The organism is Mesobacillus maritimus (assembly GCF_023715205.1).
Taxonomy (GTDB): domain Bacteria; phylum Bacillota; class Bacilli; order Bacillales; family Cytobacillaceae; genus Mesobacillus_B; species Mesobacillus_B maritimus_C.
Genome location: NZ_JAMBNR010000001.1, coordinates 143093 through 158653, shown reverse-complemented (window position 1 = coordinate 158653; position 15561 = coordinate 143093). Strand labels below are relative to the sequence as shown.

The following is a 15561-nucleotide window of genomic DNA, read 5'->3' as shown; positions in this document are numbered from 1 at the left end:
AATGGCAAACACTAGTCCAAATAAAACCAAGAAAATCATAAAAAATCGAGTTGCCTTTTTAGAACAAAAGGTACCAGCTTATGTCTCTGTTGCCGGCATTACCGGTATTTTGATTTTATGGGAGCTTGTCTGTCGAATGAATATTGTTCCACCTTTATTCCTCCCGGCACCAACAGCAATTGTCACTGATGGTTGGGATATGATTAGCAGTGGGGAACTGTTTAAGAACCTTTTCGCAAGTCTCTATCGGATTGCTGGAGGATATACAATTGGGGCGGTTTTTGGTATTATCGTTGGTTTAATCCTGGGGTTCTCTAAATGGGCGGATGCCATTTTTACCCCAATCGTTTATTCGATTTATCCAATTCCAAAAATTGCTCTATTACCTTTAATTATTTTATGGTTTGGCATCGGTGAAATGCCTAAGGTTGCGATTATTGCGTTAGGTGTTTTCTTCCCTGTATTAATCAATACTTTTTCTGGAGTAAAAGGTGTAGATCCTAGCTTAATCAAAGCCGCAGTGACTTTTGGTTCAAACCACTTCAGCGTCGTTCGCAAGGTAATATTGCCTGGTGCGCTACCAACTATTTTTGCTGGGTTAAAATTGGCTGCTGGAACAGCACTATTGCTTTTGGTTTCAGCAGAGATGATAGCCGCACAATATGGTATTGGGGCAATGGTATTACACTATGGAAACCTTATGATTACAACAAAACTTATGGCAGGTGTTCTCATACTATCTTTCCTTGGACTAACATTTAATCGTGCGCTGCAATGGTTAGAACGTAAACTGATCCCATGGAAATAAATAAATGAATAAAAAGTCAGTCCTTTTAGCAAAATTGGACTGACTTTTTATTTGATTTACTCCGTAAAAAAGCCAAGTGCGTATTTTACTCCTTCATGTATATCATTTGTTTCATAAGCAGCTAAGTCCTCAAACGAAATTTTCATTTTTACATCTTCTAATTCATAGCCACTATCTAAATCAATATTTAATAACACGTCATACCCTTCTTCTGTTACAGCTGTATCGAGAATATTGAAAGTCCGTATTGGAACGCCAATTTCATATTCCATTGGATCGAAAATATCTGCCATTAATCTAACCCCTTCCTATCTCCGTTTCAATCAAAGTTTCTCTCCCTACATCTAAAGTCTGTTGTTTCTTTGCATTGTTTAATCGTGCCACTTAATGGCACTTTATTTATCAACTTGAGTTCAAATTTTCCGCAAGTGAATTACTGTGAAGGCTCATACTTACTACCCTTGGAGGAAAAAAGGAGCGAATGTTTTATAAACAAGAATGGTTTGGGAATATTATGGGGGTATTTTAGCAATGGTTGTTGTCTTAGCGCTTATTAAGCTATTGCATTTTCGATATTCGCTGAAGATTATTGACGGAATCCCTTTTGTTTCCTGAGCATGTCTCGTGCTTGAGTACGAACGATATGTTAAACTATGGGAATGTTTCATTGAAGAAAGGGAGGCCGATTTGATTGGCTCAACATGATTTTACAAATGGCTCAATCGTCAAGCAATTGTTCTTGTTTTCAACACCCATTATGCTTGCCAATTTACTACAAGTTTCCTACCAGTTTATCGATAGTTTATGGGTTGGAAATTTATTGGGTGCGAATCCATTAGGTGCCATAACAGTCGCTTCAACAGTAATCGTCACAGTTTTGTCTTTTATTATCGGAATTAATCATGCAACCTTGACAATCCTTTCACAACAACGAGGCAAAGGTAATGAGAAGGGGCTTAAATCCTATTTAAACGCATTTGTAGTCGTTTTATCTATTTTATCTCTGGTCGCAGGTTTTATAGGTTTTATATTTTCAGAACATATTCTATTGATGCTTGATACCCCTCCTGATATGTTGGCAGATGCAAATGCATATTTACGCATTAACTTTATCGGAATTCTTTTTTTACTAGGTTATAATTTTATCAGTTCTGTCTTACGTTCATTAGGTGATAGCAAAACGCCTTTAACCTTCGTTTTGGTGGCCGTTATCTTAAATACAATTTTGGACCCTGTTTTTATATTAGTCTTTGGCTGGGGGATTGAGGGAGCGGCTTATGCAACTGTCTTTTCACAAGGAATTTCCTTTTTATATGGCTTGATTTATACACTTAGAAACAAACTAGTTCCTTTTTCAATTCCTACTGTCCCTAGTATGGAAGAGGTCTGGCTCATTTTAAAATTAGGGATTCCTTCAGGTCTGCAAATGATGGTCATACATGCTGGTGTATTAGCAATCTTAAGTGTGGTCAATGGTTTTGGGGAAAATGTTGTGGCCGGATTTGGTGCTTCCCAGCGGATTGATAGTTTAATTACCTTACCGGCAATGGCCTTAGGAACAGCGGTAAATAGTATGGCCGGCCAAAACATTGGTGCAGGTCGTTGGGATCGTGTACGCCAGCTAGCGATTTACGGAGCTGTCTATAATTTCGCCATTATGCTCTTGATTGCAGTAGTGATTTTCTTCTCTGCAGAATTCTTAATAGGGCTATTTATTCAAAACGGAGAAGCAGCCTCATTCGGATCAGAATATTTAAGAATAATTGCTTTCTTTTATCCGTTTATCGGACTTAATTTTATTTTAAATGGAATCGTTAGAGGTTCAGGAGCGATGTATCAAGTCTTGATCTTAAACTTAATTTCATTCTGGTTGCTTCGCTATCCGTTAACCTATCTCTTTTCCGACATGTTTGGTTCCAATGGAATTGCCCTTGGGATGGGGGTTAGTTTTATCATCAGCAGCTTTTTTGCTTTTGGCTATTTTAAATTTGGGAAATGGAAACAACGAAAACTCTTTGCTAACAACTAAATGTGATTATTTTAAACCAACATGCAGCCATAAATATGAACTGCGTGTTGGTTTTTCTTTTACTGATATTCAATAACAATAAAGAGTATGAAAAAAATACCACAACCTAAATGTTTGCTAAATATTTGGAAATAATAATGTTGGAAACAATAAAACAATGAAGATGTTTCAATAAATGTAGAAAAAGTAGTTTTACGTACTTTTAAGCATATTGTTATCACTATTTATTATTTCATGGAATAATTTGCCACAATTTAAACGAAGATCAATTGATCATTATCTTGTATCTGCAGTGGATAAATTAAGAGATAAGAAAGGAATAACGATGATATTAGGAAGCCATGTTAGTATTCGTGATGGGTATTTAGCTGCAGCAAAAAGAGCGGTGGCAAACATGGCCACTGCTTTTCAATATTTTCCTAAGAACCCTAGAAGTCTTTCAATTAAAATATTCGATAAAGAGGATGCAGAAAATTGCAAGAAATTTTGCCGAGAACATGGAATAATTTCTGTTGCTCATACTCCATATTCTACAAGTCTAACACCGGATGATAACAACCTAAAACAAACGGTTTCATCGCTTTTGAACGATCTAGAAATTGCTAATAGCTGCGGTTCACTCGGTGTAGTCGTCCACTATGGAAACCAAATTAGTAAAAGTGACCCACTTGCAAGCTATCATTTAATGTTACATGTGTTAAATGAAGTACTTCACCAATGGGATGGGAAAGCAAAGATATTATTAGAAAACAATGCTGGAACAAAAGGCGGTTTAGGTACGACGTTAGAGGAATTGGTACAAATTCGTAACCTATCTCAATATCCTGAAAAAATTGGATTTTGTTTCGATACATGTCATGCGTTTGCTAGTCGATTATGGGATGGGGAAAATACAAAAGAATTGATTGTGAAAGGGAAGGAATTAGATTACTGGTCTCAATTAAAGGTGATTCATCTAAATAATTCAAAACATCCCACTGGTTCACGAAGAGATCGTCATGCAAACATCCTAAATTCAGGACATATTAGCGAACAAGCATTCGAATCATTGATTTTATCTCCGACCATAAAGGATATTCCGCTAATACTAGAAACCCCAGATGATGAAGGGGTAACACATGATAAGGAAATACAATTGTTATTACAGAGATGGTCGGAATTTGGGTGATAAACCTGCTCTCGGTATTTTAGAAAGCAGGTTATTTGTATTGGAATGTTAAAAGAATTAAAATCGCTTTAAAATGGTATAATGTGGTTAAAATAATTACTTGAAATAGGATGGTAGAAGATGTTATACGAATACAAGACAATCGTTTCATTGCAAAACATTGATATAATCATGGAAACTCTAAGTATGTATGGATTTTATAATTTGTATTATGATCAGCCTTTCGATGCTATTCAATATGAGAATGGATATGATTATCAGAAACGATTAAACGAGAATGTTGAATTGAAAATTGTTCTTGAAGATGCAGAAGATAAAACAATCGAAGCAACTCGACAACATTTAGCCGACATTTTAAATATTGAGTTAACTGCAATTGATGGTCAATGGCTGAAAGAAGACAAAGGATGGCAACAACCTTTCCCAGTTATTGACCTTTCTAATGGCTGGTTCATAAAACCAACTATTGCTGATGAAGAGCTTGATGGTAAAGTAATTCTATTTGAACCACCACGTGCGTTTGGATCAGGTTTGCATGGTACTACTCAAGATTGTTTACGGTTTATTTTAAATGAAAATTTACATGCAAAAAAAGTTCTCGATATCGGAACTGGGTCAGGTTTGTTAGCTATTGCTGCAGGGTGGATTATTGCCACTTTTAGCTGATCCCCATGAAGGGAACCCTCTATTGTATCGACCGTACGGTGTTACCAGCCCCTGCGGTCTTTTTTATATATGTGATTTACAACTTTATTATACATAATGTACGAAAAAAAAGAAAACGGTTAAGGCAACAGAACAATTTCTGTTCAAATTTGTTAATGTGTAATCTCGTATATGTCCAAAAAGAAAAGCAGATAATACGAAAGATTACGAAAGGGGGAGATTTGAGTATGGCTCATAAAGAAAACAAAAATGAGGTTGTAAACCAGCCACTCATGTCTACTGGTAATACAGAAGTTGGTTTCTCCAAGGAAAACAAACAGAAACAGCCAACTAGTAAACCGAAAATTGGTGAAAGTTTAATGGGTGATAACGGAATAACAGGTCGAATTCGCTAAAGTCAAAAGGAGTGGGTAAAGCTATGAAAACAAAGGATAACTTCTCCGAGGGAGCAAAAGTTACAAAGGATAACCAAATTTTTGGTACACCAAACAGTAAGAGTAAAAATGGCACCGGTGATTCTCCAAATGATAATGTAAAAAAACGCTAAAACCGAAATAATTCCTTTTAAAACAGTCAAGAATTTATTTCTTGGCTGTTTCATCAATTTTTACAGGTCAATTTTAATATTAGTTTGTTATCATAGAAGAAAAGGCCTGAGGTGAAAGCGAAGTGGAAATTAACAATATTGTTATAGCGAGTCCAATGTTTAAAGAAATTGAAGAACTCGTTACGCCCTATAACATACATAAAAATTTTCGGTTTTTTTCAGATGATGAAGTCACTCAAAATGATTTAATATGGGCAGATGCCTTTGTATCATTTAATATGAAAGGAGACTTCGATTATAACCATTTAAAGTGGGTTCACTCACTAGGTGCTGGCGTCGATCGTTTTCTGTTTGACAGATCATGGCCTGAAAGTGTTCTACTAACAAGAACCGTATGCTCATTTGGTCAGAGGATTGCTGAATATAGTTTGAGTTATGTTTTACGTGATATCCAACTCCATCATTCGTATCAGACGCTGCAATTGAAGAAACAATGGAAACCGATGACGCCTGGATTATTAAGCAGTCAAAAATTGATGGTTTATGGTACAGGAGAGATTGGCCAGAGAGTTGCAAAAGTATTTTCACAATTCGGGGCAGAGGTATACGGAGTATCGTTAAGCGGGAAGCAAAAAGAATATTTTCATCAAGTTATGACATTAGAAGATCATTATGATCATTTAAGTGATATGAATTATCTAATTAACACATTACCGTTGACGAAACAAACGTTCGGTCTGTTTGCAAAGCCCATTTTTGATCGACTTTCAGGTGCTGGGTTTATTAATGTTGGCCGTGGGGCATCTTTAAATGAAACAGCACTACTCGGAGCACTTAATCAACAGAGTATAAGGTTTGCAGTGCTTGATGTGTTTGCGGAAGAACCACTTCCAACAGAAAATGAGTTATGGAATCATAAAAATATCATAGTTACTCCTCATATTTCAGCAGTTACAACAGCGAAAGAAGGAGTAGACTGCTTCCTTGAAACTTTAAATAAGATTGAAAAAAATGAGCCGCTAAATAATATTGTAGATACTCAGAGAGGCTATTAATTTTTAATAAACTCTATTATTTGGCTAGTTCATCACTTAAATGCACTTTAATTATAGTGATTAGCTACTTAATTAGTTGCAGTATTGTACTAGCATAGGTAACTCTTACAAATACGAAAAAAATAAAGATTCTCAAAAGGGAAAGAGACTAAAGAGAAAGAGGGCTGAGCAGCTTTCTTTCTCTTTATTTTACTGTATGATCCAAGATTATCGTCTTTTCTTTGGAGGTTCTTTCGTATTCTTTTTTACAATTTTCTCAGTGACAATATGAATGTCAACTTGTTTTTGTTCTTGGGGTTCTACACGAATAACCTTTGCTTTTTTGCCTTTAATTTTAACCTGGTCATCGACAGAAGGGATCTTTTGTACGAATTGAGTCAGAATGCGCTTCTTATCTTCAACAAAATGGATCACATACATCTTTCTGCGCTCCTTTGCGTGTATTTCTTTTCCTGCAATATAGAATATACGCAACAGAAGGATTGGTGCGGAAGGAAGTTAGTTAAATTTATTTCACCAGGGTATTTTTGCTATAACAGAACAAATATTCTACATAGAAAACATGAGCATAATTAACCGATATGAAAAGTTATAAACATTAACTGAATATTGATTGGTGTCAGGCATGAACAATATTCAACTCTTCAGGAAAATCAGGAAACACAAATTACAATTATTGTACCGGAGTAAAAGGGATATCTAGTCAAACTAATCTAAATAATTTAGGGAAACCGTGGATGTAAGAACACAAGGGGAAGTTAAATCATAGTAAAATTCACAAATCTTTTTTCTAGTTTACATAATATATATCAATGGTACATTATGTGAACCGTTGTGAAAAGTATACATAATGCTTGTTCATCTTTTCGGGAGTTATGTATAAGTTTATACATACACGTAAAAATACACTATATCTAAAAATATGTCCATAATAAGTTTTTTCCATTCAGATGAGGGAAAGATTCTAAGTATTTTTATCCTACAAAAGTCTTTGAGGGTTAGAATTCCTAAGCATTAAGTTTTTCTTAGAAGGTGAGTTAGGGATACATATAGATCTCGCAACAAAAAATATGTTAAAAGAACCAATACGAGTAAAAACACTAAAAGAGGTTGTCTATCTTTTATTAAAAGGTGGGATTAAGAATGTCTGCTTTTGGAGATATGATTGAAGGATATGAAAAACAAATTCAAATCGGAACAGAAGGTTTAGAACAAATCAAATTGATGCCTGTAAAATTGATATAATCATCTGAGTTAAGGCATGCTGTCAAATAGCGTCTCATGAGTATTGCAGATGACTGAGCCAGTAAATGCGTAAGGAGAACCACTATTGATTACTGCCATAAGAATGTACCACTTTTGCCTTTAAAGAAAGTTCATATGCTATTTCGGCTAAGTTACCAATAGATGCCAGAAAGTTTTGACCATAATCGTGGATGGTTTTATAAAAGGTATTATTCATCTAACCAAGCTTATTCATTAGAAGAGCCTTTTCCAAATTTAACAGTGTAAACAGCAAACAAAAACGCTCAGTTTTCTGAGCGTTTTTTATCATAAATATATAATTTTTCTTCTAAAACTAAAGCACCCCGTTCGTAATATAAGGTTAACCAGATATTTCTGGTTGACCTTATATTACGAACGGAGCAGTTAAGTTGAAAAAGGATCTTGAATTTTACATATTGAATCGATGATTGAAACAAGACACAAAAATCTTTCCATAAGATAAAAAAATTTCTATTTTGTAGAATCTTGGATTGATATAATACATAAGAAATCAAAAAAGATGTAGGGAGCTAATGCTTGTGTTAAAAAAAATTGGTTTGTGGATATTTGCTATCATTATTCCAGTGTTATTAAATTATCTTTTGTTTTCATGGAGTGCACCAAAAGTAAATGGTTCTTTAAATAGTTGGATGGGTTTTTTAGGGAATTATTCTGGGGGAATTATTGGGGCATTAGTTGCAATAATGGCTGCAAGACTACAAATAGAGGCACACAAAAAAGAAATATCTACTCAACGAAAAGTACAACAACTTCCAACTTTAATTAAGATTAAAAATGAAATTGAAATTTTAGAAGAAAATTTAAACAAATTGAAAAAAATGGGTGACGAAAAAAATATGCAACAACCTTCCCAAGAAGCAAAAGAGGTTCAAAAACATTTGCTTATACAAGGAATGATTATGGAACCAAGGTATCAAGAATTGAGTTTATTTATAAAGAAACTTAGAGAAGATACCTGGACAAGTATAGAGAAAATATCAAGTGTTAATCTGCAAGAACTCATTATACAAAACTATCAAACTCATTCAAAAATTATAGATGTTCTATATACTGACTTAATTAGAAGTGAAATAAGGATAGAAGAAGTTGAAAAGATAATTGATGAGTTAAAGGCTAAGGAAGATAAAAGTATCAGCGAAATTGAACAATTAAGACATTACCAAAAAGAATCTACGGAATTGTTATGGATAATAAATTTTAATCTAAATGAACGTCATAAAATTTGGGATGATTTATATGTTAATAATTTTTATAAAGAAAGTGTAAGGAGTATTAAGAAGTTAATAAATGATGAGATAAGTATTATTAGGAAAATTATTGGAGAATAATATTAAAATAATCGCATTTTCTTTAATTATGAGTTGAATATGCCCATTACCAGCCATATATGGATGGTTAAAATTTTTTACTGAACTAATACATATAAAAGTCGCAAAAATAAAGGCGGGTTAAATAGTTTTCCTAAAAATGTGTAAGTTGGAATCTGAACTGATAACAATGAGAATGGAACACTACTTAATTATTATTGAAATGCGGAGTAAAAACTAGGCGTTCGCTCTTCAACTTACTGGGTGCTTTAACTAAGATACAAAATAATCAAGCAGAAAAAATGCCAATTATTATTCATAACATGTACATTTTGACAAATTTCTTACGGGAGGATAAAAAATGTTTATTTGCTATTACTGTGGTATTGAAAAAGAGGATCCAGAGAATAGTCTAGAACACATTATTCCGGAATCATGTGGAGGAGGTATTACAACCACTCTAGTTTGTAATGAGTGTAATAGTAAAGCAAACAGGGAAATCGATAATTTTTTTAAGGATGAATGGTTCATTAGTTGGGATAGAGCCATTCTTGGTTTAGAAGGCAAAAGAGGAAAAGTCCACAAAGTATTAACTGATGTTACCAGTGAAAACGGAAAACAGATGCAAATACTAATTAATGAAGAAGGAATAATTCCAATAACAAAGCCAGAGGTTGAACTAGATTATATAAATAATAAAGGTACAATATTGGCAGATAAAAGATTTGTAAAAAATGTACTAAAGGATGTCAGAAAAAAAGTAGGAAAAAAGGGTTTGAAATTAATGCTGCCCGAAGTTCTACCAGAGCCATCCAAAGAACACCCTGGGTTTGTGAACATGAAGATAAGTGTTGATTTAAAGAACATAAGACGGGAACAGGTAAAAATAATATTAGGTTTAGCATGCAAATTTATACCTAATTTTACAAACTCACAAACTGCTACTTTATTAAGAGATTATTTATGGGACTCTACTGGGGCAAGTCAAATTAAGAAATTAACATCTGGATTATTCCCATATGAACTAAATAAAAGCATCCCATCATTTTATAAAGAAGGAAATGTTATCTATTCTACTCAACCAGACGGTATGGAAATGGAAGTCCTACTATCTACACTTGATGTTAAATTGGAACATTTATTTGCATATTACCCAAATAGGGGAAAGGTTCGTTTATACTTAAGTATTTTTGGTCATTTAAATTGTTATATAGATACAATTGAAAACTATGATACATTCTTTAAAGGTCCTGTTCAACCAATTAGCAAGGCAATTATTAATTATCCAAAAGAAAAGAGATATGAACTAATAAACATTAATGGAATACTATCGATGACTGGTTCAATGGCAAGTGCTAAATTGGCAGGATTTCTAAGTTCACAACCAAGGCTTTTTGACTCTATTAAAAATTTAAAATAATTCAAGCAGGTTTCCCAAAAATAATTTTATTTTATTATTCTAAATTTATTTGTGAAGAATCGCACTTAAAGTAACGGGTGCTTTACTAAACAACATGCGACTAAATAATCTCTTATATATATATCATGTATCGAAGGGGGATTGAGATATGGCTAATACATATAAGTTGCCACTTAAAAATGGGGAAATAACGGTATTTACATCAGATATGAATAAGCAGGAAATATACGGATTACCACAGTTTGCTAACCAGCATGAATTTTTTAGTTATTTTAAAGAAAAAGGTATCATACTTCATGGAATCGTTAAACCACCATTAGTGGATAGCAACGAGAAAGAATAGATAGCGAGGAGATTTATCATTTTGATTCTTCACCCTCTTGTTGAACTAGAGGGTGCGTATGTTGAACAAGACATTTTTTTATAACAGGATTCTTTGCACCAACTCCACATTTAAATAAAACATCTAAGGCGATCATTTAATAGTGATCGTCTTTCATATTTGACTCAGAATACTAAGTAAAAAAGGTGTAATTGGCTATGTTTTGAAGTTATTCACTTTTCCAGGCACCCCAGCGATGGAGTTACTGAAGACAGCAATATTTACAACTAAAGTTATTATCTGAAGCACTACCTGTAAGCCTTTAAGACTCGTAAACATTTCTTTCATAACTACCACTCCCTTTCCTAATGTTTTCGCTGGGGTATCGCTTTGGACCTCGGCCTGAACCGACTCTGGGAGAGGAGCCTGGAAAAAAAGAATAACTGTTTATAAATAATATCACAAAATGTAATATAGTGTCGCAGTACAACGTTAATGTTCAGCAGTTATACCAAGAGGATGTTAATTATAAATTGGTTATCGTCCTTCTCAACTATACTGCTTTAGTTTAAGAATGTGAATTCAGAGCAAAAGGATCAGATTCCAATCTGATTCTTTTTGTATGGTTATTTGTATTGCTGGTTTGCTTGCTAAAACCAGTGGTAATTAACATGTGAATTTACGTTTTCTCCTTCTCAACCGAACGTGTTAGTAATGAAAGAGGAGGGGTTTTATAATGAGGTTTTTCCTCAGATGGGTGCTGAAATAGGAAAAGTGGTAAAGGAATAAAAAGAATGTTATCAGTAAATTTTACTTTGGAGGATTTTAACAATTTTTGTCGAAGTATGTTTATAGAAAAGCGGAATGTAACAGAGTATGAGTTAAATGGTAAAATTATCTCTGGATTCTTTTATATATAGCAAGGATGTAATAGTAGTGGCTTTATTGGAGGTGCATAATGTCAAATGTAACACTTTTTCAAATAGACGCACAGATTCTTAATATTAACAAGGTTATTTGCCGTCACATAGACAGCCTTGGCACTTCGCCAAGAGGCGTAGTTTCGCAGGACATCCTGTCTCAACTACGTAACTTTGCTGAGCATATAATGCTGAAGTTCTACGCCAACGGTCAAGACATTGAAAACAGCTATGATAATATCTGCAAAGCAATTGACTTTGTTAAAACACGGGGCAATTTAAAAGTGCTAAGGCGGTTTCATGATTATCTGCAAATCGTAGCATCTCACTATACGCTTGACGAGGAAAACTCAGAGCGGTTAATGTTGAAATATTATGAGTACCTTTTGAGAATCAAAAACCTCCTGCATGACAGTTTATCCCTTGACGTTCTTGGCAACCTAGACAAGTTTCCGCTGAACATGGATTCAAACATGCAGGGGTATTATGAGAAGATTGCCGCTAAGATAAAACGCTATAATATGCAGGGAGTTGGAAAATCCGAGAAATACTATATTCAAAAGATTAAGCCATTCTTTGTAGGTCAACGGATTTACTATGAGGTAACTTTTACACCCGCCAATGATTATGCGAGTAAGTTTAACCGGGTTATTGCCTTTACAAATTTGGATATAACCGACAACTATGCTGTCAAGTTTTCCTTAGCCCATGACAACATTGAAATCCTCGGCAAGACTATGCCTATCATCGTTATCGTAGGTTGGGAAGTCGCAATTCGAGATTGTGAGTTTAAGAATTTTACAAGTCTGATTAGAGGAACTGCCGTTACGACCGGATACGCCGAACAACAGGGAATCTCACAATTTTTAACCTCAACTGGATTTAATCTGACGGAACTCGTTGATTTCTCCGATACGGAATTTCAAAAGATTAAGCAACAAGCGACACAACGAGCCAAGGCGGTTGTGTTCTTCAATGATTTGGAGCGTTGCCGCACGATAATAAAAGCAAATGCTGTGGGAAGCAATCTCCTACGTTATTTACTCTACCATTTGAATAACAAAGTAATCAAAAACCAGCAGCAAAGCCTTGCAAACAATAAATTGTCCGGACTTTATGTGAAAAATGGCTGTATCCCGTTTGACAGTATGCCATTTAATACGTCTCCGATTGGACATAACCCCAGACTTGGCGATTTGTTCGCTTGCATCGATGCTGCAGAGCGGCAACACGAAATACTTGCACGTCTGGTTAGGAACAACACCGAAATTAAAGGACAACTTTTTACGCCCGTAAAGGATATTGTTGGGTTCGATGATGTAGAGGCACTCGTAAGAATCTATAATTCCACTATATGGCACGGCCATCTTGAAAACAGCAAATTGGTAATTGAAACTGGCCACATCTTTATTAATGGTTATAAAAACGATACCCGTTTCATTATTGCCAAACTTGAGGATCTAGCAAAAAGCGGAGTTCAGAACTATTCAAACTCTGTAAAGGCGTGGTTGAGCGAACCTAACCATGGTGTTGACTGCGACGAAAAAAAAGAGGCTTTAACTCGAATGTTTGAAAAATCACAGGTGGCTTTACTGTACGGCTCAGCCGGCACGGGAAAGTCTACGTTCATAAACCACATTGCACATTTCTTTGCCGATAAGGAAAAACTGTTTTTAGCACAGACCAACCCCGCTGTCGATAATTTGAAACGAAGAGTGACAGCTTCTAACTGCACGTTTTCAACGATTACAAAATTTCTTAAAAGGCAGAGCAACGTTACTGACTATGACTTACTAATAATTGATGAGTGCAGTACGGTTAACAATCGTGATATGAGAGATATTCTTATCAAAGCAACATACAAGCTTTTGGTTATGGTTGGTGATTCATATCAGATAACTTCTATCCGTTTTGGCAACTGGTTCAGCGTGGCTCGTGAGTTTGTTCCTGAAACCTCAGTGTTTGAATTAACAAAGCCTTACAGGAGCAATAATGAAGGTTTATTATCTTTATGGGATAGAGTGCGTAAGACGGATGATACCATTCTCGAACTAATTACAAGGAGAGGCTATTCCACCACCTTGGACGTTTCAATTTTCGATCCTGCTGAATCAGACGAAATTATTCTCTGCCTTAATTATGACGGCCTCTACGGAATAAACAACATTAACCGCTTCTTACAAGAGAGCAATTTGAACGTTTCCGTGTTGTGGGGAATTCAGAAGTATAAGGTCAACGACCCAATTTTATTTAATGATTCCGGCCGCTTTGCCCCCCTGATTTACAACAATATGAAGGGATGGATAGTAGGAATAGAAATTCTTGATAGCGAAAAACTCACCGAACGCATACAGTTTGACATCGAATTGGACACGGTAATCAATGGAGTAGATGCCTCCGGCCAGGATTTTGAGTTATTGGACAACTTAGAAAGTGGAAATTCAGTTATACGTTTTTGTGTCAACAAACTTAAAAACACAGATGAGGATGATGACGGCTCTTCAAAAGCGGTCGTTCCGTTTCAAGTTGCATATGCGGTATCCATCCACAAGGCACAAGGCTTGGAGTACAACTCTGTTAAAATCGTCATAACTGACGAGATCGACGAACTTATAACACATAATATCTTCTACACGGCTATTACCCGTGCAAGAAAAAAACTTAAAATCTACTGGACACCTGAGGTAGAGCAAAGGGTGTTGAGTAACATAAAACCAAAAAACAACAATAAAGATATACAGTTGTTGAAGAGGTTGACTCGGGGGGACTAATTCGTTTCAGCTTTGAATGCCATAAGGGTCATAAAGTGGCATAAAGAGCAAATTTTCCAGATAGTATTGAATCTTTATCAACGGGATTGGGAATGATTTTTAATCATCTTGGCCGTATATCAATATGCCAAATGTATGGAAATGATTATGAACAATACATGGACGAAATTGAAAATATGACAATTGAAGAGTCTTTTATAGGAGATAATTTTTCCAAAATAAAGTCGAAAATGAAAGGCTTCTTGCGTAATACAGACATTTTGAATATTGGTAAAATATATCTTCCAACTATTATTGAACTCTCAAAAAAAATGGAGGGAAAACTATAACATTCAAGGGGGTAATTCTAGAGAAATTGCGCTCATTCTTTGTGGTATCTGGCCAGATTGTGGAAAAAATTCTGAAGAAATATACTAAACTAAGCAAGGTTAGTGAAGGAGGATTAGATGATAAAAATACCGTTTATAGTGCAAGTATGATAGGGATTTGCTTACATATGTATTTTTGTTTATACTATTTTATCTATATAAGGCATGGTGAACCGAAATGGAGAAAAAATGAGGACAGCATTATGTCTGGAGGTATTATCTAGCCTAATGGACTGATGGTTCAAAAAAATTATTTTGTTTGAGAGATAATAGTGTGTTTCCAGTAAATTCAAAGGAAATTGCAAAGGATTGAAATTTTTATAGACTAAGAAATCTTAACAAATTTGAAATATCAATTATTGAACAAGGCTTTATAAAGGATTATTGGACTGAAGAAATTCAAGAGGTAAATAGAAATTGGATAAATTTGTTTACATACGTATTTAGACTTAAAGAGCGTTTAGAACTTGAAGGGAAATTGGATGACGAAAAAGAATCAAATTTGTATGTGATTATGAATAACCTTGTAGAAGATTTTCATAGTTTACTAGAAGATATAGCTCTGCCATACTTAGATTCTCTAAAAAGTGGTAATATTGATTTTCTTAAAAGTGCAAATGGAAAATTTGAATTCATGTTTTTCTTATGTTTACAATATTTTAGAACAAACATGAAAGCTGCTTATTTATAATGTGGGTATTAAAAGAACACTCAAGATAATTGAAGAACACAAGGGTATATAGAGTATGGCTTAATATGATTATTGCGGATGAATTGATCCCTTCATTGCAAAGAAATGAACCATCATTTATGCGAAACTGAGAGCTAGAATAGAACTATTCTTTTTTTTGAATAGAGTCAGAGCCATAGCCAAGCTGCCTTCCATTGCTCTA

General features: G+C 34.7%; 13 protein-coding genes. 11 read left to right on the top strand and 2 right to left on the bottom strand.

The window, feature by feature from the left end:
• Window position 1: 1 nt before the first annotated feature.
• Window positions 2–808 (top strand): ABC transporter permease, encoded by an 807-nt coding sequence (locus M3182_RS00775; protein ID WP_251429605.1) that lies wholly within the window; start codon window positions 2–4, stop codon window positions 806–808.
• Window positions 809–864: 56 nt separating this feature from the next.
• On the opposite strand, the gene M3182_RS00770 is transcribed toward M3182_RS00775, so the two are convergent.
• Entirely contained in the window at window positions 865–1101 is a 237-nt protein-coding gene (locus M3182_RS00770) for a hypothetical protein (protein ID WP_251429607.1), read from the bottom strand.
• A gap of 398 nt (window positions 1102–1499) precedes the next feature.
• On the opposite strand from M3182_RS00770, the gene M3182_RS00765 reads away from it, so the two are divergent.
• The 6 genes from M3182_RS00765 to M3182_RS00745 all read left to right on the top strand — a co-directional run bounded on the left by M3182_RS00765 (window position 1500) and on the right by M3182_RS00745 (window position 6273).
• The gene (locus tag M3182_RS00765) at window positions 1500–2837 is read left to right on the top strand and encodes an MATE family efflux transporter (protein ID WP_251555792.1); all 1338 of its coding nucleotides are present in this window, start codon (window positions 1500–1502) and stop codon (window positions 2835–2837) included.
• Window positions 2838–3081: 244 nt separating this feature from the next.
• The gene (locus M3182_RS00760; protein ID WP_349775410.1) at window positions 3082–4005 is read left to right on the top strand and encodes a deoxyribonuclease IV; all 924 of its coding nucleotides are present in this window, start codon (window positions 3082–3084) and stop codon (window positions 4003–4005) included.
• 120 nt (window positions 4006–4125) lie between these two features.
• Window positions 4126–4671 (top strand): 50S ribosomal protein L11 methyltransferase, encoded by a 546-nt coding sequence (locus tag M3182_RS00755; protein ID WP_251555790.1) that lies wholly within the window; start codon window positions 4126–4128, stop codon window positions 4669–4671.
• Between the two features lie 227 nt (window positions 4672–4898).
• Window positions 4899–5066 (top strand): hypothetical protein, encoded by a 168-nt coding sequence (locus M3182_RS00750; RefSeq protein WP_251555788.1) that lies wholly within the window; start codon window positions 4899–4901, stop codon window positions 5064–5066.
• A gap of 23 nt (window positions 5067–5089) precedes the next feature.
• Window positions 5090–5218, top strand: a complete 129-nt coding sequence (locus M3182_RS26075) for a hypothetical protein (RefSeq protein ID WP_285866542.1) — start codon at window positions 5090–5092, stop codon at window positions 5216–5218.
• Window positions 5219–5340: 122 nt separating this feature from the next.
• A complete protein-coding gene (locus tag M3182_RS00745; RefSeq protein WP_251429619.1) occupies window positions 5341–6273 on the top strand; it encodes a D-2-hydroxyacid dehydrogenase in 933 nt (310 codons plus the stop codon).
• Window positions 6274–6480: 207 nt separating this feature from the next.
• On the opposite strand, the gene M3182_RS00740 is transcribed toward M3182_RS00745, so the two are convergent.
• Window positions 6481–6693, bottom strand: a complete 213-nt coding sequence (locus M3182_RS00740; protein ID WP_251429621.1) for a hypothetical protein — start codon at window positions 6691–6693, stop codon at window positions 6481–6483.
• Window positions 6694–8078: 1385 nt separating this feature from the next.
• On the opposite strand from M3182_RS00740, the gene M3182_RS00735 reads away from it, so the two are divergent.
• The 4 genes from M3182_RS00735 (at window position 8079) to M3182_RS00720 (ending at window position 14300) form a co-directional block, all read left to right on the top strand.
• A complete protein-coding gene (locus M3182_RS00735; protein WP_251555787.1) occupies window positions 8079–8888 on the top strand; it encodes a hypothetical protein in 810 nt (269 codons plus the stop codon).
• 340 nt (window positions 8889–9228) lie between these two features.
• The gene (locus M3182_RS00730; RefSeq protein WP_251555785.1) at window positions 9229–10287 is read left to right on the top strand and encodes an HNH endonuclease; all 1059 of its coding nucleotides are present in this window, start codon (window positions 9229–9231) and stop codon (window positions 10285–10287) included.
• 148 nt (window positions 10288–10435) lie between these two features.
• Window positions 10436–10630 (top strand): hypothetical protein, encoded by a 195-nt coding sequence (locus tag M3182_RS00725; RefSeq protein WP_251555783.1) that lies wholly within the window; start codon window positions 10436–10438, stop codon window positions 10628–10630.
• Between the two features lie 937 nt (window positions 10631–11567).
• On the top strand, window positions 11568–14300 hold the full coding sequence (locus tag M3182_RS00720) for an ATP-dependent DNA helicase (protein WP_251555782.1): 2733 nt from the start codon (window positions 11568–11570) through the stop codon (window positions 14298–14300).
• Window positions 14301–15561 lie beyond the last annotated feature (1261 nt).

Coding starts and splice junctions, on each gene's coding strand:
- M3182_RS00775 (WP_251429605.1), top strand. CDS start 2: ATGGCAAACACTAGTCCAAATAAAACCAAGAAAATCATAAAAAATCGA.
- M3182_RS00770 (WP_251429607.1), bottom strand. CDS start 1,101: ATGGCAGATATTTTCGATCCAATGGAATATGAAATTGGCGTTCCAATA.
- M3182_RS00755 (WP_251555790.1), top strand. CDS start 4,126: ATGTTATACGAATACAAGACAATCGTTTCATTGCAAAACATTGATATA.
- M3182_RS00750 (WP_251555788.1), top strand. CDS start 4,899: ATGGCTCATAAAGAAAACAAAAATGAGGTTGTAAACCAGCCACTCATG.
- M3182_RS26075 (WP_285866542.1), top strand. CDS start 5,090: ATGAAAACAAAGGATAACTTCTCCGAGGGAGCAAAAGTTACAAAGGAT.
- M3182_RS00740 (WP_251429621.1), bottom strand. CDS start 6,693: ATGTATGTGATCCATTTTGTTGAAGATAAGAAGCGCATTCTGACTCAA.
- M3182_RS00730 (WP_251555785.1), top strand. CDS start 9,229: ATGTTTATTTGCTATTACTGTGGTATTGAAAAAGAGGATCCAGAGAAT.
- M3182_RS00725 (WP_251555783.1), top strand. CDS start 10,436: ATGGCTAATACATATAAGTTGCCACTTAAAAATGGGGAAATAACGGTA.
- M3182_RS00720 (WP_251555782.1), top strand. CDS start 11,568: ATGTCAAATGTAACACTTTTTCAAATAGACGCACAGATTCTTAATATT.